Consider the following 22,430-nt stretch of genomic DNA (forward strand, 5'->3'; position numbering starts at 1 on the left):
AAATCCTAGTAATAATTCTGTTCGAAAATCTACACCATAGAATTTATATATTTTACTCTTTTTCTTTATTTGTAATTTTTAAGACTTATTTTTATCAAACCTTTCCTTAAACATTTTTGCTGTCATTACATAAGTTAAATATTGAGTTACATTGTATTCGTATTCTTTTTGTGTAGGTTCGATACTTTCATAAACAATTTTGTTTTCTTCTCTTGAAAACCAATATTTTTGAATTGGCTTTTCGACTCCTTTATAATAAAAAACATGTATTGGGTTGGAAAATGTACCGTAAGACTTATCATTTATTTCTTCATTATTTACCATTATATATAATTCTTTGCCATCAATTTGTGAAATTTGACCAGATGTAATAGACAAATCATGTATATCAAAACGCATGATTTTAAAATATTTATGGGTGTAATTGTCTAAAAACATATAATCTTTGCTTCCCCCTGTTATTCCTTTATAAAAAATGGTGTATTTAAGATAATTAGTATAACCAAACTTTTCATCGAAATTCTTTTCATCAACTCTAACCTTAATTTTTTTTGAATTCTCAATATATTGTTTACAATATTTTTTCCCATTATTTTCCCATAGGAAAAAATAATTAATGATGCCATTCAAACATCCTATAATGGATAGCATTGCTAATGCACTTATAAAAAAGTTCTTCATTTTTACCATTCTTATTTTGTTAAAGCAATTACACTTATTCCATTTGATTTATCATCTGTATTGAATTTATCACTTGCTTTCTCTGTAGCATCCTTTAACCCATTCTCATAGTTATCAGATGCAGTTCCAATAATAATATTGCATAACATACCGCCTAAACTTGGCGTATCTATAGAAAAGTTAAATTTAGTTTTCCCAACAGCATAGCGTATAGCACCTTCAAGGCTTTTTCCTATATCATCCATTACAGATCCAGCCCCATATTGAGCTAAACCTCTTACCATACTTGGTAAACTTTTGTTAGCTGTATTTTCGGCAACGCCTATTGCTACTTCTTTTAACACTCCAGATTCACCTGCAGTTACGGCTGTACCAACAAGATCACCAGTCACATTTGATGCAACATTTGCACCTGCTTCATTCGAAATATTATCTCCCATCCATTCACCGGGAGCATACATCGCTAGAGAAACGACAGCAGAAACAGATACTGCTGATAATGCTAGTGCGGCTGTTGGTGCCAACACTGCTGCTGAGTAAACACCAATAAATCCCATAGCGAGCATAGATCCCTCTTGAGCTAAAATTTCTTTGTTATTATTATTACTTATATATTCTGCCGCATCTCGAGCTATAACAGGATCCATAATAATATTTATTAAGCCTTTTCCTTCTATGCAGGTCATTTGAGAACTGTTTAATAAAGCACTAGCTCCTTCTATATAAACTGTTTGATGAAAAAATACCCATTCATAAGAAGAAATTACATCGCAGGCATGTGCTGTTTTGTATATAGATGTTACACCAGCAGCCACTGCTACTGTTAAAGCCACTGCTACTATAGCTATTGCAGCTCCACCAGTTAAAACGACTGCAGCGGCAATGGCAATCCCAATACATAATGCTTTTAGTCCTCCCCAAAATTTTGCAGGTTTTTTACATCCAAATTCTGCAGATAACTTTTTGTCATTAATATTAAGAAGTGGCTGTCCTTTTTCAGTATGAATATTATATGCCGTTCTTGTAATTCCTATTTCTTGTGGAGAGCCACAAGTCATCATAGTGCAAATTACTGATGTCCCTTGAGGTACAAATGATTGTGACATTATAGTTCTATTTTTTTAAGTTTATAATCTATCAAGATCTGTATGTTGTTTTTTACTTGTTCAATCATAGTTACATCTGAACTTTCAATCCATTTTTCCGTGGTATTAATAGCATCCCGCTGTCTGTAACTAAAATTAAATTCTGAGAATTTGTATTTAATCAAAGGCAGAAACTTGTCATTATACATTTGCTCTAGCTTACTATGATCGTAAGTTTTGGGCATATCGCCTACTTTTCGTACCCCAATGGTGTGTTCTGTTTCTGAAAGCATATCTTGTCTAAACTCGAGATCTACAGAAAGTCCGGTAAATAATTGTGAGTAAAAAGTCTTTTTATAAGGCTCAAGCAAATCTTTATTTGTTACGAGATACTTATCAAAAAAAAGCTGGTGAAAGAGTTTACTCTCATAATCTATAATCAAATTAGCTTCAGATAAAATCTGATTTCCTGCCATTTCTATAAATTTTTCCAGATTCTCTTTGTTTTCTTTAGATCGTATAAAAGCATATTTGCTCTGGAGATGTTCACGGTGTTGTTTCCATTTAAAAACTATTTCATGATGGTTAATTACCTTCCTTATTTTTCCTGTATTTGGGTTTACAAGAAAAATGGCATCACTTTTTACATTTTCTATGTCATTAACAAGCGTAATAGTCTCTTCCATTTCGTCTGGATACATTTGCAGAATATTATCTGTCATTTGTACCTTTATAAAAAGACCGTCTTTTGTTTCTTGTTTTCCTACTATAAACTCCGTTTTAGTATCAGCATGATTTTGAACGACACCATTAATTTTAGTTACAACACTTTGCTCGCATCTGTATCTGGCTTGATTGGTAAACGATAAATTACCTACTCCCAGTTTTGCATCTTCTGTTAATTGTTTAAGAGGAATGTCTCTTGCAGGAACTTTTATATTCTGCAAGGCGCTAATATATTCAGGACCAAAAAATGCCGTAAAATACCTTACATCAGGATTCAACCTTTTTATTTCTGCAACTGTAGTTTTAAATTTAGCAGCTACTTCAGCTATTTTTTCCTCTGCAACTATTTTATAAATTTCGTATGCCATTCTTTTTATTTTTTTTATGATATATAACTAATCTTTATACATTTAAATAAAATTTTATTTTATAAACACTTGTGAACCATCAATTTGAGTGGTATCATTAAAAATAGCTCTCGCTGATCCTTTACCATAGATCGCAGTTTGTATACTTCTTAAAGCAATACTGTCACTTTTTAATTCTATTCCCCCCTTTGTAATAGTGATACTACTTTTACCTACTTGAAACGTTATATTTTCTTTAGCATAAATGGCAACATTCTTTTCAGTTGTCATAAGAAATCGCCCTTCATTATCCATTTCAACTATACATTGAGTTGGAGATTGTTCATTTCCTCCTACATTAATACTCATTTTTTCTCCAACATTATTGGTCATATTTACAACTGCATTATTTGTAATATTCCTACTTCCATCCAGTTCTATATAATTACCATCTGGTGTACTTTGTTTCCAGCTTCCTTTTGCATCATTACTTAAGGTTTCAATACCGCTTCGGGTTCTGATACCTTTAATGTCATTATTTGGTGAATGGTAAGTAGTTTTGGAATTTTTACTGGACAAGGTTCCTACTACAACGGGCATTTCGGCATTACCTGACTGAAAATCCAGGAAAACTCTTTCCCCTACTTCCGGAATAAAGTAAAATCCTTTACCTCCGCCTCCGTGGGGTTGTACCATTGGTATAAATGGTGTTGTTTCTCCTTTGGCTTCCTGCCACAGCATTTGTACTTTTAAACCACCTAGACCATCAGGATCATTATTGGAAATAATTACAGCCGACTGACTCTCACAACGCGGAATCAAATCTGGATTTGTTCTTGGTGAGAAAACCGCACCGCTAAAGTTTACTGCTGTAAAATAGTTTTCGTAACTGCCGCCATCATCGCAGGTATGTGTAATTTGGATTACTCTGTATGTACTCTCTAATTGTATGTCTACACCACTTATACGCACATTACTTCCTACGGTTATTCCGGGAACTTCACTCGAGGCTTCAACCTGCATCATGCTGCTCATTGCCGAACGCATTTTGTTTTTGGCATATTCTTTAGAAGCACTATCTCCATAACCGCCAACAGCATTCTGATTTAACTGTACAACCGTTTCTTTGCTAAAAACCAGATTAGATTTATTAATGAAATTTTGATGAAATCCATCGACTTCATTTCTATATTGCAAGGTTTGATCTACAGAATGCTGCCCTTTTCTGTTGTCATCTTCTATAACTTTAAATAAAGCAGGTGCCAACTTGATATCATAACTAAAATCATGCATATTGACTCCGTACATTAGTTTTGGAGGTATCCCACCTCTTGGACCTCCAAAAACCATCATACGACCGTTATAAAAAAACCATTGTCCATAGCGCATTGCTAAACGGTTTAAGAAATCAAAATCACTTTCGTTATACTGTACCGTGTAAGGAAGATTGTCACTGTGAAAAGGATTGACTTCCTTAGCAATATCATATTCTGCCATAACTTTATTGACAATTGCTTCCATCGACATACTCGTAAAGGAATGTGATTCTGGACCACTGTCTAAAATAATAGATTCACTATATCCTTCAATCAAAATTGTCTCTTCCATGCTCATCATACGTGATTTTCTCATGGTTACTTTTGTAACAATTCCATAAAACTGCATGATATAATCCTGCGGATTTGTAACTACCATAAGATCATCAAGATCTGGTACCGCTTTTATTTCTATGCTTATTTTTTCGCCGCTAAGCCGTTGCGAAACCGGCATAACGCTTTCAAATTCGCTTACCAATAAATCATGTCGCACTTCTATAGAAAAAGCATGATGATCGTGTATTTCCTGATTAATTTTTAAGTGGCTGAAATTTTTAATTATTGTTTCACCAATTTTTATTGTTGTGTTTGTTTGTAATGCCATTTTGTATTTTGTTTTAGTAAATCTTTATTGTCAACTTTTGTTTGGAATTGTACTCTAAATTTGTATTATGAATAAGTTGATCATTAAAAAAATCTAATTGTAATGAATGCTGTAAAAATTCCAATAACAATTAGAAAAAAAATATTCCTGCTCCACTTATCATCAGATTGTTCATTTTCAAGTTTTGTATTCCAAAACCTAATTAATATCCACCAAAGAAAACCTCCTAAATAATGAAATAATGGGTATCTCATATCATCTAAGAGTTAAAAACCGAATCTCTTCATTATCAATTTCCCTTTTATTCCCAAATATCCCTTCACATTTTTCTGTACCAAAATCAAATGGACCTCGACCGGCGCCTCTTGAACAAAAATCATCATCAAAGAGTTTTTGACCTCTATTAACTTTTGTAACTATCTCGACATGGCTGCCATTAAATGCTGCAATATGTCCTCTCTTAACATTTTTTTTATCGACGATTTTAAAAGGACCTTCAGCATTCCAGATTTGCTTTGCCGAGTAATATTTCTTATCTGCATTCAAAAATTTATATCCTGCATTAAATAAAGCCTCCCCAACAAATATGTTACAAGCCCATATTGCGTTTGTACCATAATTAACTACAAAGTATTTATTTGACCACTTCATATCGCTTGCATACTTTATTTTGTCATACGTTTTAAGATTTACATCTTTCTCATTTACACCTGATAAATCCAATAAATATACTCTCTGGGCATTTGTAAATAAATGTTTCCAATCATAGAGAAATTGTGCTTGATTTGGAAATTTTGATATTTTGGGGCTTGCATCTTTCAAGAATGAATTTTTCGTTAAAACATAACCCTTATTGTTATAGAAATCTCTATAACTATTCATCATAATAGGATCGTTGCCTAAGTTCTCCGCTTCTATTGCTATTTTTTCTATTCTCATTATTTATAATTTTCTTTGATTCACAGAAACTTTACCTGCCAATAATAAGTTATGGCCATATCGTATCTTTATATTGTTCCTTTTTAATTATTTTTCCTTTTAAAAAAGTTACCCTTTTAGTTTTATTCTTTGAATAATAGTAAACCATAGAGTCCCCTTTTGTCTTATAGATATATAGATTGCCAAATTTTTTAACCATATATAAATCCCCCTTTTGATTATTAAACGTCTGGATCGTCAACGGTAATCCTTCATAAAAACGAACATGCTCAGTATGCATACCCACATACCTGTCTTTAAGAATCGCACCTTCTCGATATAAAGAATCATTGCTAAACTCTTTATAATAACCAGTTCCGTCTTTACCAAAATTCTCCTGATAAATAATTTTTCCATTTAGATTATAGCAGATATATTCACCTCTGTAATAAGAACTTTTATATAAAGTATATACTCTGGCTAACGTGTTATTTTCGGGATGATATTCTTTCTGAATTCCTTCCTGTTCTCCATTTACAAAATGGTAGACCGAAATGAATTTACCTGTAATATGATCGTATACCATCTGGAATCCGTCTAATTCTCCCTTATCGTTATAGTTATCTTCACCTTCCAAAGCGTTACTATGATAATATTTCCATAAACCTACTTTTTTATGATATTTAATTCTACCTATAAAATAATCACTTGTATGGTATACATAAAAGATCTTGTAGTAACCATCCTTTTTTATGAAGTTGCTATCTTTTTCAAACACTAAAATGGTGTCTAAAGGAATTTTATATAAACTATCTTTATATATAATGTGTTTTTCTTTCCATCGCTCCGGCTCTTTTTTACAGCTTACTGACAATAGCAAAAACAATAAGGAAGCTTTTATAATATGAAACTGGTTATTTTTTATCATGGTTTAGTTATTGGTATTGAGTTTCGTTTTCTTTAAGAATTCTTCCAATTATTCTCAAATAAAGTATTCCCAATTTTTATTTCATTAGAGGTAATTGTTATCTCTGTTCTCATAGGAACTGTTCCTTCACTGCGAAAGCTTTTATGAAACGAAATACAATAGGCTTTTTTAAAAGTTATATTTTTCATTGTACTCATGGCATCTCTGCGATAAAAAATAACTTTTCCGTCTTTAGTGCTGGTATGTGAAACCATCCAGTCCGAAAATAAATCTGTACTTGTACTCTCTACAACTAGCCTAACCTGACCTCCTTTTGCTTTATTAGCAGGTTTTCCATTATTATCAATACTTTGATTAAAGCTGACGTCAAATTCTAAAACATTGAAAATTTCATTATCTAATTCTAATTTTGCTAAAAAACTCATTTTGTTTATTTATTTAATGGTTACTAAATTGATTTTGATCGGATGTTATAAGTATTTTACCGTTTATATATAGTAAATAAAATACTACATTTAAAATGTGAATATAACACTTTTTTCTAAATAATGTAAGAAAAAGAAAACAAAATAAACAATATACATAAAAAAATGCCTCAAGAGTTAATAAGCTCTTGAGGCATTTGCATCAATTTTTTGAAAAATTAGAAATTAAATTTCCACTATTTTATAAGTAAATTTATTTTTTACGATTCACAACTACTACAAGTGACCAAACTTGTTACCAATTCTTTAGAAACACTTTGGCTTCTTTGGTAATACAAACTTTTTACACCCAATTGCCATGCTTCGATCATTAAACGGTTTACTTCCTTAATTGGCAATTCTGCCGGAATATTAAGATTTAAACTCTGTCCCTGATCTACAAACTTCTGGCGAATTCCTGCCTGCTGTACAATTTCCAGCTGACTGATTTCTTTAAACGTTTTAAAAACATCTTTCTCTGTTTGAGAAAGCTGCGACATGTGCTGAACACTTCCGCCATTTAGCATAATTTCTCTCCAAACTTCTTCATTATCCAGACCTTTTTCTTCAAGCAGTTTTTTTAGGTATTTATTTTTACGCATAAAATTACCTTTACTCAAACCAGCTTTATAATAGTTACTGCTAAAAGGTTCAATTCCCGGAGAAGTCTGCCCTAAAATTGCCGAAGATGAAGTTGTTGGCGCAATTGCCATTGTTGTCGTATTACGTCTTCCGTAACCTTTCAACAATTCTGGTTCACCATAAATTCTCGCTAATTCCTGCGTTGCTTTATCAGCCTTATCGCTTATATGTTTAAAAATTTCTGTCGTTTTCAATTTAGCTTCCATTCCTTCAAACGGAATCATATTTTTCTGTAAATAAGAATGCCAGCCTAAAACACCTAAACCTAATGCACGGTGTCTTTTAGCAAATTTATTCGCTGCCGAAAGATAATAGTTACCTTCCGTTTTTTCGATGAATTCCTGCAATACCGCATCAAGGAAAAAGATAGCCAGTTTTACCGCTTCAGTATCTTTCCATTCTTCGTAAAGCTCCAAATTCATAGATGATAAACAGCAGATAAACGATTCGTCCTGAGTTGACGGCAGCATAATCTCACTGCATAAATTACTCGCGTTGATTCTCAGGTTTTGATCTTTATAAACCTGCGGTTTGCTTTTATTTACGTTATCACTGAAAAAGATATAAGGCAGTCCTTTTTGCTGACGGCTTTCTAAAACCTTTGCCCAAATTTGCCTTTTATCATTATCACCATCAATCATTTCCTGCATCCAGTAATCAGGAACACAAATTCCCGTAAACAAATTCTGGATTGGATTTCCAATACTTTTAATTTTCAAAAATTCTTCAATATCCGGATGATCAATATCTAAATACGCTGCAAAAGCTCCGCGACGTACTCCGCCTTGAGAAATCGTGTCCATAGCCGTATCAAAAAGTTTCATAAAACTTACCGCTCCACTACTCTTTCCGTTATCCGTTACCGCACTTCCGCGTTCACGCAATTCTCCAAAATAACCCGATGTTCCACCGCCTATTTTAGTCTGCATGATCACTTCGCCCAGTTTATGTGTAATTCCTTCGATTTTATCCGGAACGTGTACGTTAAAACAAGAAATAGGCAAACCTCTTTCGGTTCCCATATTCGCCCAAACCGGCGAGCTGATACTCATCCAGCCGCGTTCAATCATTTCTACAAAAGACTCTTTTAATTCCGGTTTATACAATCTTCTTGCGGCAGCGGTACAAATTCTGTCAATTGCACCTTCTACCGTTTCACCTTTTAAAAGATAACCACGATTTAAAATTTGTTCACTCTCAGAGTTCTTCCACCACATTTTGGTTCCTGCTTCATTTTGCGGAAGACTATTTACTTCATTTATATCTATTGTACTCATACTGTTTTGCTATTAGAAAAGATCGTTTGCCGTAATACTTTTATCGTGTTTGGTATATTCTACAGGACGTTTTGCAAAAAAATCATCCAGACTGTTTGCAAAAACTTCTTCTTCAAACCAGGCCAAAGCTTTGTAATCTTCCATATTAACATTGAATATGGTTGGGATTCCAATTTGTTTTAAACTTTCGTCAAGTCTAAATTTCATAAAATTCACTAAATCACCTTTTTTAATACTTTCAATTTCACCTTCTTCAAATATCCAGTCTAATATGTCTGATTCGACTGCAATAGAATCCTTAACCGTTTCTCTAATTAATTCTAAAGTATCAGCATCAAAATAATCCGGAAATTCTTCTCTGATTTTATTGATAATGAAAATTCCGCCATTAGCATGAATCTGTTCATCGATAGAAGTCCAAGCAATAATATTGCTTACATTTTTCATGTAACCTTTAAATCTTGTAAAAGAAAGCAGAATAGCAAACTGGCTGAAAAGCGAAACGTTTTCAATTAAAATACTGAATAAAATCAGCGAAACCATATATTTACGGTTGTCCTGAGAACGTGTATCTTTTAAAACATTCGAAAGATAATCGACACGTCTGCGGATAACCGGAACGTCCAAAAGTTTTTCAAATTCATCGTTATAACCTAATACTTCAAGAAGGCGGGAATAGGATTCAGAATGTCTGAATTCACACTCTGCAAAAGTGGTTCCTAAACCATTAAATTCAGGTTTTGGAAAGTGCTCGTAAATGTTTCCCCAAAAACTTTTTACAGCTACCTCAATCTGTGCAATTGCCAGTAAACTATTCTTCACAGCCGTTTTTTCTGCTGTTGTTAAATGAGCATGAAAATCCTGAGTATCAGCAGTAAAATCAACTTCTGTGTGAACCCAATACGCTTTATTTATCGCTTCTGTAAATTGCAAAACCTCCGGGTATTCAAAAGGTTTATAATTGACTCTTTTATCAAATATAGACATATATATAGTATTTAACGGTGACTAAGTAAGAATAGAAAATTACAGGATTTGAGGTAGGGAACTGCGTTTTCTATACCTACAAAATTAACCCACGATTCTCCTTTAGACTAGGTTTTGATGTTAAAAATCCGAACAATTATCAACAGGAAAAAATGAGATGGAAAACCATTAAAAAAACAATTTATTAACAAGCACATAATTTTTCGTAGTTGCCCAAATACCAGTTATTTATACTAAATCTAAATAGAGTTGTCAACATAAAAATTGAAAAAAAACCGTAGAATGGAAAAACACTTATTAACATCCAAAATTCAAATTTGGACTTTTTTGATCTAATTTTGAGTAAAAGTAAACGTCAAATTTCCTCTTAAAAGAGTTTCATCTAATAGAAAATAAAATCTGAAATTTAGAAAATGTTCTACTTTTAAAAATATTAATAAACTAATATTCAACTATTTAAAATTTAAAATAATAAAAAACATTAAACACTTATTAAACCAAAATATAAAACCGTTGTCATAAAATTTTAAAAAATAGTTGTTGCAGAGAAAAGACAATCGAAAACTTAGGATTAGATTAAAATTCATTAGAATTAAACTTTTAAAAGCAATAAAACTTGCTATAAAAATATTAATCTTTACATTTGTCATTATTTTGATTTATTCTAAATAGACTTTAATCTCATCTATAATTTTTGGAACAAGAACTCCAATAAACAACATAACAAAATATGAAAAAGAATCTTTTTATTTCTTTAGCATTTGCAGCTGTTTCATTAGTTAATGCACAGCAAAAAAATACGCTTTTAGAAGCATCATTCTGGAAAACATCTCCAAATGTTGAAACAGTAAAAGCAGAAATAGCAAAAGGGAACAATCCGGCAGAAGCTAACATTAATGCTTTTGACGTTACGACACTGGCAATCAACAATGATGCTCCAAATGAAACGATCAAATTCTTAATCGATCAGCCTGGAAACTCTATAACAAAATTAACGCATGATAATCGTATATATTTACACTGGGCAGCTTACAGAGGAAATACAGAATTAGTTGAATATTTAATTAAAAAAGGTTCTGACGTTAATTTTGAGGACAGCCACGGAACTGCTCCGGCAGATTTTGCAGCTTCAAACGGGCAGGCAAATCCTGCTTTATATGAAGCTTTCTTCAAAGCCGGAATCGATCCGAAGAAAAAATATGCAAACGGAGCTAACTTATTGCTTTTGGCCATTTCTTCTGATAAAGACTTAAAAGCGGCTGAATATTTTTCTACAAAAGGATTATCGCTTAAAGATGTAGATGATGAAGGAAATACTGCTTTTACTTATGCTGCAAGATCTGGAAACATTCCTTTCCTGAAAAAACTTATTGAAAAGGGAATAAAACCAAATGATAATGCACTTTTTACTGCAGCACAAGGAAGCCGTAGAGAAACGAATACAATTGAAACCTATAAATATTTAGTTGAAGAAGTAAAACTAAAAGCAAATGCACAAAATAAAGCAGGACAAAATGTATTGCACATTTTAGCAGGAAAACCAAATCAGACTGAAATTGTTAAATACTTTTTAAGCAAAGGTGCTGATGCCAATAAAGCTGATAAAGAAGGAAATACACCTTTAATGGCTGCGGCTTCGGCTAAAGAAACTGCGGTTTTAGAAATTTTACTTCCAACAACAAAAAATATTAATGTACAAAACTTAAAGGGAGAATCGGCTTTAACAAACGCAGTACGAACTGGAACGCCAGAAGCTGTAGCTTTACTTTTAAACAAAGGTGCCGATGTAAATGTAAAAGACAAAGACGGAAACAATTTAGGTGTTTATTTGGTTCAATCATACAAACCTGCCGGAAAAGAAACGACTGCTGATCCTTTTGATGCAAAAGCTAAATTACTTCAGGACAAAGGATTAAACTTAGCAGCTACTCAAAAAGACGGAAATACTTTATACCATTTCGCAATTACAAAAAATAACATTACACTTCTTAAAAAAATAACAGATTTAAAAGTAGACATTAATGCTAAAAACAAAGATGGTTTAACCGCTTTGCACAGAGCGGCAATGACATCTAAAGATGATGCAGTTTTAAAATATCTTATTTCTGCCGGAGCAAAGAAAGACATTAATACAGAATTTGATGAAACGGCTTATGCTTTGGCAAAAGAAAATGAACTACTTACAAAAAACAACGTATCAATTGACTTTTTAAAATAAGTCTTAAAATTCAAAAAATAAAATTCAAAATTCCAATTAAAAAATGAAATCAATATTCAAAATTGTACTTACAAGCGCTCTTATCTTTCTTGTTGCTTTACAAGCAAATGCACAATCAAGTAAATACAAATGCATGCTTCAAATGACAAATTATATGGGAGAAGGTGCCTATATCGTAGTTTCGCTTATTAACCCAACAGGCGGATATGAAAAAACGCTTTATGTAATGGGCGACGATAAAAAATGGTACAAATCTTTAAAAGAATGGAATAAATTTCACGCTCAAAAAGGAGAAGATATCAGTGCAAAAACAGGCGCATCTGTAACTGGCGGTGATCGCAGCGTGACAACAATAGAAATTGAAGATTCAAAAATCAATAAAGGTTACAAATTACGTTTTGAAACTGCCGTTGAAGACCAGAAATATTACGTAAGTGATCTTGAAATTCCGCTTTCAACAGAAGGTTTAGCTGATAAAACAGACGGAAAAGGTTACATCAAATATGTACTACTAAACAAAATATAATTTTTAGTAATTATTTCTTAACCTCATAATAAGCATGAATTTTATTTTTTCTGCTTAAACTTGAATTCAGGCTTTGTCAAAGTTTTTAATTTTGGCAAAGCTTTAAATATTTTATTACATATCTAGAATACACTAAATGACTCTTTCTTTCTGGCGTTACGCACATTTGGCTTTAGCCTTATTTTCTTCGATATTTCTGCTTTTAGCATCTGTTACCGGAATTATTCTGGCTGTCGATGCCGTACAGGAAAAAACACTTCCGTATAAAGCTGCCAATTTTGATAAAATAACGTTGGGAGAAACATTGCCAATATTGAAAAAAGAGTATTCAGAAATTACAGAATTGAGTGTCGATCATAATCAGTTTGTAACGCTGCACGCAATTGATGCAGACGGAAATGACATTAATGCTTACATCGATCCCAAAACTGGAAAAACATTAGGAAAGCCTGAAAAAAAGAGCGAATTTATTCAATGGGTTACCGGTTTTCACCGTTCGCTGTTTCTTCATGAAACCGGACGTTTTTTTGTGGGCGTAATCTCTTTTTGTTTGTTATTGATTTCGATTTCAGGTTTTGTATTGGTTTTAAAAAGACAAAGAGGAATCCGCAATTTCTTTTCGAAAATCATAAAAGAATATTTTGCGCAATATTATCACGTTCTTTTTGGACGTCTGGCTTTAATTCCGATTTTTATTATTGCACTTACCGGAACGTATTTATCGCTCGAAAGATTCAACTTTTTTATGGGCGAAGAAAAACCGAAACCAGTAAAAACAGAGCTTTCGGCGGAAGCCAAAAAAACTTCAGTATTTAAAACTATATTGCTGTCTGACGTAAAAAAAATCGAATTTCCTTTTACCGATGATCCTGAAGAATATTATATTATTGAACTTAAACATCGTGAAATTGAAGTCAATCAGGTTGATGGAACTTTGATTTCTGAAAAGCTTTCACCAAAGACAATTCAGTTTGCCGCTTTAAGCCTTGACCTTCATACGGGAAGAATTAACGGAATCTGGGCGGTTATTTTAGCAATTGCCTGTATTAATATCCTTTTCTTTATTTATTCTGGTTTTGCCATTACTTTAAAAAGAAGATCAAGCCGAATTAAAAATAAATTCAAGGCCAATGAAAGTAAATACATTCTTTTGGTTGGTTCTGAAAACGGAAGTTCTTTTCGATTTGCCAATGCCATTTTGAAACAATTAATCGGGCACGGAAAAAAAGCTTTTATTGCGGAATTAAATAGTTTTTCGGTTTACCCGAAAGCAGAACATATTATTGTTTTTTCATCAACACACGGTTTGGGAGATGCGCCTTCGAACGGAACAAAATTTAAAGCGCTTTTACAGAAACAAAATCAGGAACAGAAAATTAAATTCTCTGTCGTTGGTTTCGGTTCCAAATCATATCCGGATTTCTGCCAATTTGCAATTGAAATTGATCAGTTTTTGGAAACTCAAAGCTGGGCAGAACGCTTATTAGATTTACAGACTGTTAACGATAAATCGGCAATAGAATTTGTAGAATGGATAAAATTATGGAGTTCCAAAGCCGAAATTCCGCTTGCCACTACTCCATCTTTATACAATCATGTTCCTAAAGGTTTGCAGAAATTAATGGTTTTAGATAAAACACCAATTTCTGATACCGAACATACTTTTATATTGACTTTACGCGCCAATAGCCGAACTAAATTTACTTCGGGTGATTTACTGGCTATTTACCCTGCAAATGATTCAAGAGAACGTCTTTATTCTATCGGAAATCATTCCGGAAACGTACAATTGGTCGTAAAACTGCATCCAAACGGATTAGGTTCTGGATTTTTAAATAATTTAGAAATTGGAGATACAATCAAAGCCCGAATTATCAATAATAAAGCTTTTCATTTTCCTAATAAAGCTCCAAAAGTGGCTTTTATTTCTAACGGAACCGGCATCGCTCCTTTCTTAGGAATGATCGAACAAAATAGTGCTAAGAAAGAAATACACTTGTACAGCGGATTTAGAATGGAAACGCCAACGCTTCAGGCTTATAAAAAGTTTGCCGGAATAATGATTCAAAAAGAGCATTTGGAAAATTTCCACGTTGCTTTATCACGCGAAGCAGAACATATTTATGTAATGGATTTGATAAAAAGAGATACTGCTTTTTTTATTGATTTATTGAAACAAGGCGGCGTTATTATGATTTGCGGATCTCTTGCGATGCAAAAAGATGTTGAAACAATTCTGGATGAATTGTGCCTTGCAAACGGAACTAAAAGTCTAATAGAATATAAAGAAAATGGGCAATTATTAACCGATTGCTATTAATAAAATGATGACAAAGATATCTTTCCTAAATAAAGTTTTATGTGTTTTTGCAATTAGCTGTTGTTTATCAGCGCATTCGCAAATATTACAAAAAAGAACGCCTTTACTTATGGGTGGACGTTTTGATATTAGTATTGTTGCCAAAGATTCTTTAACTGCCGAACAAAACATCAACGAAGTAATTGCCGAAATTACCCGAATTGAAAATTTAATCTCCGATTGGAAACCAGATTCACAAGTTTCTCAAGTCAATCAAAATGCCGGAATAAAACCCATAAAAGTAGATCGTGAAGTTTTTGAACTCACACAAAGAGCCATAAAATTATCTCAAATAACAAATGGCGGTTTCGACGTTAGTTTTGCCGCCATGGACAGAATCTGGAAATTTGACGGATCAATGACCGAAATGCCTTCGGCGGAAGCCATAAAAAAGTCGGTGGAAAAAGTGGGCTATAAAAATATTATTCTCGACAGCGTTGAATCGACAATATTCTTAAAGTTAAAAGGAATGAAAATTGGTTTTGGCGCTCTTGGCGAAGGCTACGCAACTGATAAATGCCGCGCCATGATGATTGCAAAAGGTATTCAAGCCGGAATCATAAACGGTTCTGGAGATATGAGTACTTGGGGAAAACAACCTAACGGACAGCCTTGGAAAATAGGAATTACAAATCCGTTTAAACCTGAAAAAGTTTTGGCCGTTGTTCCACTAAATCAAGGTGCTGTAACAACATCCGGCAGTTATGAAAAATTCGTTGTTTTTAACGGAAAACGATATTCACATATTATAAATCCCGCAACAGGATATCCTGCAACTGGTTTATGCAGTGTGACAGTCTTTGGTCCCAATGCCGAAACCGCAAACGGATTAAGCACTTCTTTAATGGTTTTAGGCCAAAAGGAAGGTTTGCTCCTACTTCAAAAATTCCCTGAATACAGCTGCGTGATGATTGCTGATAATGGGAAAGTGATCAAGTCAAAGAATTTTGTGTATAAGCTGTAAATGTTTTAATCTCGCAAAGACGCGAAGCCGCAAAGTTTTAATCTAAAAAAATAAGCCATATAGTTATATAAATCCAATTAAGAAAAAACTTAAATTAACTTATGTAACTTATATGGTTCAAAAAAACTTTGCGGCTCTGCTACTTTGCGAGAGATGAATTTACTTTACTTTAACTTCAATTATTGTTGCTTGTAAATTTCCTGTTGAAGCCTTCAACTGAATATTTTCTTTCTTTCCATTCGACTGAATAATCGCAATACATTTTCCACTGAATAACTTACAAGAATTCGCTTTAAAAGAATCCAAATTAGCCTGATAACCATTATCAACTCCAACTAATTTTCCTCCGCCGGTAACTTCAAAATTAATTAAATCTGTTGCATTTGGTAATAAGTTTCCATCTATATCAACTGTAGAAACGGTTACATAAACCAAATCATAAGTGTCATTTTTGATAATAGTTTTATCTGCTTTTAAATCTATTTTTGAAGCTTCTCCGGCTGTGTGGATTTCCTTTTCTAAAACAACTTTTCCGTTCTTTCTTGAAATTGCTTTTAACATTCCCGGTTCAAATTTTACTTTCCAAGAAATATGGAGATCATCATTTTGTTTTGATTTTATGCCGAGAGATTTTCCGTTTAAGAATAATTCCACTTCATCTGCATTATTGTAATACGCCCAAACGTCCACTTCCTGATCTTTTTTCCAGTTCCAATGCGGGAAAATATGCAGGACAGTTTTGTTAGACCATTCACTTTGGTACATATAATACACATCTTTAGGAAGTCCGGCTAAATCAACAATTCCGAAATAAGAACTTCTAGCCGGATACGGATATGGATCAGGTTCTCCGATATAATCAAATCCCGTCCAGATAAAAGTTCCCGCCATGAAATCCTGTTTTTTAATCGTTTTCCAGTTTTCTTCATGCGTTGCTCCCCAATACGATTTCACCTGATCGTAAGCCGAAACCGTCCAGTCTGCATTTCCGTCAAACGCAGCACCGTGTTTTGTTGGCCAGGCTTTAATTCCGTCTGGGAAATCATAATGTCCACGGGTTTCTAAAGCCGAAACACTTTCAGAAGCTAATATTTTCTGTCCTTTAAAACGTTCCGGAAAATCTTTATAATCTTCGTGTTTGTAATTAAATCCTAAAAGATCTAAAGCTCCGGATTGATAAATAAAATTCTTCTCAATTATATTTTCGGTCAAAGCCGAAGTTACAGGACGTGTTGCATCTAAAGATTTCACGATTTTCGCTAATTCTCTGGTAATTGCAATTCCTGTTGAGTCAAACTGCTCTCTAATTTCATTACCAATACTCCACATCATAACCGATGGATGATTGCGGTCTCTTTTAATAAAATCTACTAAATCTTGTTTGTGCCAGGCATCCCAATCTTTATGATAATCGTTAGTCACTTTTTTCTTTTTCCAAACATCAAAAGCTTCGTCCTGAACAATAAAACCCATTTCATCGCACAATTGCATCATTTCCAACGAATGCGGATTATGTGACATTCTGATTGCGTTTGCTCCCATTTCTTTCATCAAAGTCAGTTTTCTTCTAACCGCATGAATATTTTCTACCGAACCCAAAGCACCATTATCATGATGCAGGCAAACTCCCAATATTTTTGTTGGTTTTCCATTTAAAGAAAATCCTTTCTCTGAATCGAAATTAAAAAATCTAAATCCGAGCGCCGTTTCATAATTATCGACTAGTACAGATTTCTCGTAGATTTTTGTAATTACTTTATACAAATATGGATTTTCAGTATTCCATAATTGTGTCTCTAGAACATCTAGATTATGTACCTTCGTTTCAAATGTTTTAGCTTCAATTTTCTCTGTAGAAATCTTATTAGCTACTTCTTTATTCTTTGCATCTAAAATAGAAGTGACCAATGTAAATTCTCTGGCAGTATCATTATCATTATCAATTGTAACTTCTAAATGCACTTTTGATTGCTTTGTTGAAACTTCAGGCGTAGTCACAAAAGTCCCCCACTTTCCGACATGCAATTTTTCACTTGTCACCAATCTCACATTTCTGTAAATTCCAGAACCTGTATACCATCTTGAGTTTGGCTGAGCATCGTTATCAACTTTGACAGCAATAGTATTGGCTTGTCCATAATTTAAATACGGAGACAAATCATAACTAAAAGAGATATAACCATTCGGACGAATTCCTAATGATTTTCCATTAATGAAAACTTCGCTATTCTTAAAAACACCGTCAAATTCAATCGAAATCGTTTTGCTTTTCCAACTCGCTGGAATAGTAAAAACTTTACGATACCATCCTTTTCCCGCAGGTAAAAAGCCTTGCGCTTGTTTGGTTTTGCTGTCTTTGTCAAAAGTACCTTCAATGCTCCAATCGTGCGGCAGTTGAAGTATTCTCCAATCTGACACATTATAATTAGCATTGACTGCTTCAGGATAATCTCCTAATTTGAAGTTCCAGTTTTTATTGAAGTCTTCTACAATTCTTGCTTGTTTTTGTGCAAAAATTGATATTGAAAACAACAACGCAATTGTAACTTTTTGAAATATGTTTTTATGTTTAATCATAAATATGTTTTTTATTCTAATCTTATTTTTGATACCGTTTTGTCAGGCTGAGCGAAGTCGAAGCCCACGCTCGAAACTCCGCAACGTTTATCTGTAGAGACGCACAGCAGTGCGTCTAACACACAGTAGGACAATTGGAGCGTAGACGCACATTATGGACATTTGGAACGTAGACGCACTGCTGTGCGTCTCTACAATCAAAATTCGTTAAAAAAACCTTTGCGCCTTTGTGCCTTTGTGGCAAACCGCCATTTATTGAAACTCAAAATTATCCAACATTAATCCCTTCAAATCATCACCTTCCAAGGTTATTTTATACCTACCGGCATTAATATAACCACCAGAAGTCGTATTTAAAACCTTCCATTTTTCAGACGAAGGAAAGAACTCAATTGTATCATTTCGCATTAAAATCCCGTACGCATCTTCCATTTTGAATTTGACTTTTAACGGTGCTTCATTTCTGTTCATAAAACGGAAACGCATTAAATAAATTCCAGCAACTCCAGGTTTCACTTCAAACTCGATGCTGTTGCTTGTCTTTTTTGTAAACTCAATATAATCAGCTTTTTTGAAATTTGCTTTTTCGATTCCCGTTCCTGTTGTTTTTGTCTTTTCTGCTTCGATAATTACAACTGGTCTTGAATCGTCTTTTTCGCCCATATCATACGTTGGAACAATGGCAATCGAAGATATTATTTCAGAATTATCAAAAAGAACTTTCTCGCCTTTCTTTACTTTTTTAGTAAAAACTACAAATTCATTTTGACTACTATTTCTAGCTTTTTCTTCTAATTTTTTATAATCTGAAAATCGCTCTAAATTCAATTTTTTATTATCTATAAAAAGATATAATTCTGAATCTTCTTTAGCAGTAAACGAACCTTTATTTTTAGAATGTGATGAAAACTGCAAATAATCTGCTCCAAAAACTTCCGAAGGCAATTCAGTAAAAACAACATCAGAATCTGAGTATTGTTTTGAATTAATATCCAGCCATGAAGCTACTCTGTTCGTTTTATCATAAGAATCTAAAACCAGATTCTGAATGTTTTTTGAAGATTCCTCACTTGGCCGTGCATGAATATCTTTTGTCGCAATGGCGATTGCCGAAATAATCGCCTGCGAGGCTTTTACATTTGGAAACGAAATCACAATTTTTCCGTTTGTACTTTTTACTTTGAATGTTTTCTTCAAAGCATTATCATGTCCGGCTTCTGCCCAAATATCAAAATCCTTTAAAACAACATTTTCGTTAATGGCAACATCAAACAAACGCCAGCCTTTGCAGTCTAAACCTCCGCCAGTTCCGTACCACGGTTCTGTGAAATATAATTCGATTAAATATTCTCCATCTGATGCAGGAAATTCATAACGCAATTTATCAACACCGTATCTAAAACTTTGAAATAATTCCGAATCTTTTGTTCCGTTTATTGGATCGAAAGTTTTTCTTTGACTGGCAAAAAAGTCTGGAAGTTTTCCAAAACTATCGGTCCATGATAAAGAACCCCAAGTATTTTGACCGTTTTTATGTGTATCGGTAAACCATGTATTTCCAGCAGAATCCGTTAATTCTGAACCTCCGCAATTTACTCTGTAAATATAATTGTAACCGCTTTTTGCTTTTGTAATATCTGATTTATCCGTTGTTAAAGCATCAAAATTTGGTGCTTTTGATAGATTATTTAAAACAATATAATCTTTTGAAACTGCTTTTCCGTTTACATATCCAACGGCATACAAAACATTGTATTGAATATTGACATTATTGAATTGAAAATGTTGTCCGATTCCTGGATTTTTTAGTTTTCCTAAAGAAGATTTATTGACATCATTGAACAATTCTACTTCGTCGCAATTGGAATAAATATCGATTCCGTTTTTGATTCCCGCTGTTTCCCAACGGCTTGGCCAAGTGTGCGAAACGATATAAACCATCGGATTGGTTTTGTTCGAAACATAATTCGCACGGTACATATAAAACGCATCCAAAGGTTCTCCCCAGATCGTAAAAAGTCCTTTGTAATTTACTGGACCGACTTTATCGATATCTCTAAATCCCTCTCCATTCTGCACTCTTCCCGGATTTTCATGTGAAGCAAAAAGCCAGTTGAATTGTCCCGCAATTTTATCTTTTACTGATTCTGCTTCACGGACTTTAATTTCCATTAATTGAGAAAAACGGTTTTCGCTTAAAGTTCCTTTTTGGTCAAACTCACCTTCGGTATGTAAATCGGCTGAACGCCATGCGCCGTATTCTCCGTTTAAAAGCTGAGTGGTCATTTCCAAATGGTATTTTAACGGATCTCCGCCATATGTTCCAGACCAGTTTTGAACAACATTCCAATCTGTTCCTTCTCCTCCATTACAAGTCGTTACAATACGTTGTGAAGCTGATAACGGATCCATTTCGCGGATAATCTTCGTGCATTCTTCTGCAAATTCTTTTGGAATTGTACTTTCATTCTGCAATCCCCACATGACAACTGATGGGCTGTTTCTGCGTTCTTTAATCCATTCGCGTAAAAGGGTTTTAAAGTTTTCTTTAAACTCAGGCGTATCGTACCAAATATGTGCCGAAAACTGACTCCAAAACAAGATTCCGTTTTCGTCTAATTCTTTTTGGTACAATAAATTATGAGGTTGATGTGCTTCTCTAAAAGCATTGAATCCGCCTGCTTTGATCTGCTCAATTCTGGAATGAATCATTTCGTCTGAAAACGAATGACTTTTTCCAATTAAATGTTCGTACTCGCAGACGCCATTTATAAAAACAGGTTCGTCATTAATAAAAAAACGATTGTCTTTTCCATCACGACTAACAGGCCAGCTCACCCAGCGAATTCCGTAAGGAGTTGTTAACTGATCGATTATTTTTCCGTTTTCATAAACAGAAGTCACCAGTTTATACAAATACGGATTTGACGGCGACCATAATTTTGGATTTTGAATCTCAGGAAGTGTCTGTGCTATTTCTTTGGTTTCTCCCGAATTGATTTTGTTGTCGATTTTTGTAATAGCAACTTTCTTTCCTGATGCATCAAAAAGAATATTTTCAATCGTTACATTTCTGTTTGAAGTACCGTAATTCTTGATTTCTGTTGTTGCATGAAGAATGGCTTTTTGTTTTGAAACTGATTTATCGTTCCAAATATGAACACCAAAAGGTTCAATTCGAATATCATTTGTGATAACCAAAGATACTGGTCTGAAAATCCCCATTGGCTGAGAACCTTCTGAAAATCCCCATTCTCCGGAACAGCCACCGCAAACCCAAGGCAAATCTGCAATAAAAGAGGGATGCGCTGCTTTTACTAAAATGATATTTTCTTTATTGAAAGAAACAGATTTTGTAATGTTTAATGTAAAAGTCGTTCGTCCGCCTTTGTGTTCGCCTGCTTTTTTGCCATTTACCCAAACAGTTGCATACGAACTTACACCTTCGAAATAGAGAAAAAGTTGTTTTGAAACGTCTTTTTTATCAAGTATTAAAGTCTTTTTATACCAGGCTGTTCCGTGTAAATTTCCGTGTTTTGTTCTCCTGTAACCATAATACTGATCCCAGTTGTGAGGAACGTTTACATTTAACCATTTATCTGACTTTGGATTCTCCACAAAAGATTTCTCGTCTTGCGGATTATCCAAAAGAATGGTTTCCCAAGAGGAGTTCAGCGAAACTTCCTTTCGGACTTTCGCTGAACTTTTTGTGCTTTGACTCCAAACAAAGCATGTACTTGAAAAAAAACAAAAAAATAAAAAAACTATTCTGTTCATATATTTTTATTAAACCATATAAGTGATATAAGGT

Annotated in this window: 15 protein-coding genes; 4 read left to right on the forward strand and 11 right to left on the reverse strand. The window is 33.7% G+C overall.

What is annotated here, in order from left to right; translation table 11 throughout:
* Positions 1-78: 78 nt before the first annotated feature.
* The 9 genes from FLAPXU55_RS03400 to FLAPXU55_RS03440 form a co-directional block, all read right to left on the reverse strand.
* Positions 79-681 (reverse strand): hypothetical protein, encoded by a 603-nt coding sequence (locus FLAPXU55_RS03400; RefSeq protein ID WP_219637239.1) that lies wholly within the window; start codon positions 679-681, stop codon positions 79-81.
* Between the two features lie 11 nt (positions 682-692).
* Complete coding sequence (locus FLAPXU55_RS03405; RefSeq protein ID WP_180856576.1) at positions 693-1,787, reverse strand: PAAR-like protein; 1,095 nt, start codon at positions 1,785-1,787, stop codon at positions 693-695.
* Positions 1,787-2,860 (reverse strand): hypothetical protein, encoded by a 1,074-nt coding sequence (locus FLAPXU55_RS03410; RefSeq protein ID WP_180856577.1) that lies wholly within the window; start codon positions 2,858-2,860, stop codon positions 1,787-1,789. Before FLAPXU55_RS03410 ends, FLAPXU55_RS03405 begins: the two co-directional genes overlap by 1 nt.
* Positions 2,861-2,914: 54 nt before the next feature.
* Positions 2,915-4,759 (reverse strand): contractile injection system protein, VgrG/Pvc8 family, encoded by a 1,845-nt coding sequence (locus FLAPXU55_RS03415; protein ID WP_180856578.1) that lies wholly within the window; start codon positions 4,757-4,759, stop codon positions 2,915-2,917.
* 255 nt (positions 4,760-5,014) lie between these two features.
* Positions 5,015-5,698, reverse strand: coding sequence for a hypothetical protein (locus FLAPXU55_RS03420; protein WP_180856579.1), 684 nt, complete (start codon positions 5,696-5,698; stop codon positions 5,015-5,017).
* 49 nt (positions 5,699-5,747) lie between these two features.
* The gene (locus FLAPXU55_RS03425) at positions 5,748-6,563 is read right to left on the reverse strand and encodes a hypothetical protein (protein WP_180856580.1); all 816 of its coding nucleotides are present in this window, start codon (positions 6,561-6,563) and stop codon (positions 5,748-5,750) included.
* A 74-nt stretch (positions 6,564-6,637) separates the two neighbouring features.
* On the reverse strand, positions 6,638-7,030 hold the full coding sequence (tssD, locus tag FLAPXU55_RS03430) for a type VI secretion system tube protein TssD (RefSeq protein ID WP_180856581.1): 393 nt from the start codon (positions 7,028-7,030) through the stop codon (positions 6,638-6,640).
* A 260-nt stretch (positions 7,031-7,290) separates the two neighbouring features.
* Positions 7,291-8,988: a ribonucleoside-diphosphate reductase subunit alpha gene (locus FLAPXU55_RS03435; protein WP_180856582.1), complete on the reverse strand. Its 1,698-nt coding sequence runs from the start codon at positions 8,986-8,988 to the stop codon at positions 7,291-7,293.
* A gap of 12 nt (positions 8,989-9,000) precedes the next feature.
* Positions 9,001-9,975: a ribonucleotide-diphosphate reductase subunit beta gene (locus FLAPXU55_RS03440; protein WP_180856583.1), complete on the reverse strand. Its 975-nt coding sequence runs from the start codon at positions 9,973-9,975 to the stop codon at positions 9,001-9,003.
* A gap of 730 nt (positions 9,976-10,705) precedes the next feature.
* Here FLAPXU55_RS03440 and FLAPXU55_RS03445 point away from each other — a divergent pair.
* From FLAPXU55_RS03445 to FLAPXU55_RS03460, 4 genes are all read left to right on the forward strand, one after another.
* Positions 10,706-12,193 carry an ankyrin repeat domain-containing protein gene (locus FLAPXU55_RS03445; RefSeq protein ID WP_180856584.1) on the forward strand — a complete coding sequence of 496 codons (1,488 nt, stop codon included), beginning with the start codon at positions 10,706-10,708 and terminating at the stop codon, positions 12,191-12,193.
* A 43-nt stretch (positions 12,194-12,236) separates the two neighbouring features.
* A complete protein-coding gene (locus FLAPXU55_RS03450) occupies positions 12,237-12,719 on the forward strand; it encodes a DUF2271 domain-containing protein (RefSeq protein WP_180856585.1) in 483 nt (160 codons plus the stop codon).
* 136 nt (positions 12,720-12,855) lie between these two features.
* Entirely contained in the window at positions 12,856-15,039 is a 2,184-nt protein-coding gene (locus FLAPXU55_RS03455) for a PepSY domain-containing protein (protein WP_180856586.1), read from the forward strand.
* Positions 15,040-15,043: 4 nt separating this feature from the next.
* Positions 15,044-16,042, forward strand: a complete 999-nt coding sequence (locus tag FLAPXU55_RS03460; protein WP_379703593.1) for an FAD:protein FMN transferase — start codon at positions 15,044-15,046, stop codon at positions 16,040-16,042.
* A 159-nt stretch (positions 16,043-16,201) separates the two neighbouring features.
* Here FLAPXU55_RS03460 and FLAPXU55_RS03465 read toward each other — a convergent pair whose 3' ends face one another.
* Both FLAPXU55_RS03465 and FLAPXU55_RS03470 read right to left on the reverse strand, forming a co-directional pair.
* Positions 16,202-18,619, reverse strand: coding sequence for a sugar-binding domain-containing protein (locus FLAPXU55_RS03465; RefSeq protein WP_180856587.1), 2,418 nt, complete (start codon positions 18,617-18,619; stop codon positions 16,202-16,204).
* Between the two features lie 252 nt (positions 18,620-18,871).
* Entirely contained in the window at positions 18,872-22,396 is a 3,525-nt protein-coding gene (locus FLAPXU55_RS03470; protein WP_180856588.1) for a malectin domain-containing carbohydrate-binding protein, read from the reverse strand.
* Positions 22,397-22,430 lie beyond the last annotated feature (34 nt).

This window comes from Flavobacterium panici, from assembly GCF_903819335.1.
GTDB classification, from domain to species: Bacteria; Bacteroidota; Bacteroidia; order Flavobacteriales; family Flavobacteriaceae; genus Flavobacterium; species Flavobacterium panici.

Bases quoted from the DNA above. Each gene is read 5' to 3' on its own strand.
- FLAPXU55_RS03400 (WP_219637239.1), bottom strand. From the start codon at position 681: ATGAAGAACTTTTTTATAAGTGCATTAGCAATGCTATCCATTATAGGA.
- FLAPXU55_RS03405 (WP_180856576.1), bottom strand. From the start codon at position 1,787: ATGTCACAATCATTTGTACCTCAAGGGACATCAGTAATTTGCACTATG.
- FLAPXU55_RS03410 (WP_180856577.1), bottom strand. From the start codon at position 2,860: ATGGCATACGAAATTTATAAAATAGTTGCAGAGGAAAAAATAGCTGAA.
- FLAPXU55_RS03415 (WP_180856578.1), bottom strand. From the start codon at position 4,759: ATGGCATTACAAACAAACACAACAATAAAAATTGGTGAAACAATAATT.
- FLAPXU55_RS03420 (WP_180856579.1), bottom strand. From the start codon at position 5,698: ATGAGAATAGAAAAAATAGCAATAGAAGCGGAGAACTTAGGCAACGAT.
- tssD (WP_180856581.1), bottom strand. From the start codon at position 7,030: ATGAGTTTTTTAGCAAAATTAGAATTAGATAATGAAATTTTCAATGTT.
- FLAPXU55_RS03435 (WP_180856582.1), bottom strand. From the start codon at position 8,988: ATGAGTACAATAGATATAAATGAAGTAAATAGTCTTCCGCAAAATGAA.
- FLAPXU55_RS03440 (WP_180856583.1), bottom strand. From the start codon at position 9,975: ATGTCTATATTTGATAAAAGAGTCAATTATAAACCTTTTGAATACCCG.
- FLAPXU55_RS03445 (WP_180856584.1), top strand. From the start codon at position 10,706: ATGAAAAAGAATCTTTTTATTTCTTTAGCATTTGCAGCTGTTTCATTA.
- FLAPXU55_RS03450 (WP_180856585.1), top strand. From the start codon at position 12,237: ATGAAATCAATATTCAAAATTGTACTTACAAGCGCTCTTATCTTTCTT.
- FLAPXU55_RS03455 (WP_180856586.1), top strand. From the start codon at position 12,856: ATGACTCTTTCTTTCTGGCGTTACGCACATTTGGCTTTAGCCTTATTT.
- FLAPXU55_RS03460 (WP_379703593.1), top strand. From the start codon at position 15,044: ATGATGACAAAGATATCTTTCCTAAATAAAGTTTTATGTGTTTTTGCA.
- FLAPXU55_RS03465 (WP_180856587.1), bottom strand. From the start codon at position 18,619: ATGATTAAACATAAAAACATATTTCAAAAAGTTACAATTGCGTTGTTG.
- FLAPXU55_RS03470 (WP_180856588.1), bottom strand. From the start codon at position 22,396: ATGAACAGAATAGTTTTTTTATTTTTTTGTTTTTTTTCAAGTACATGC.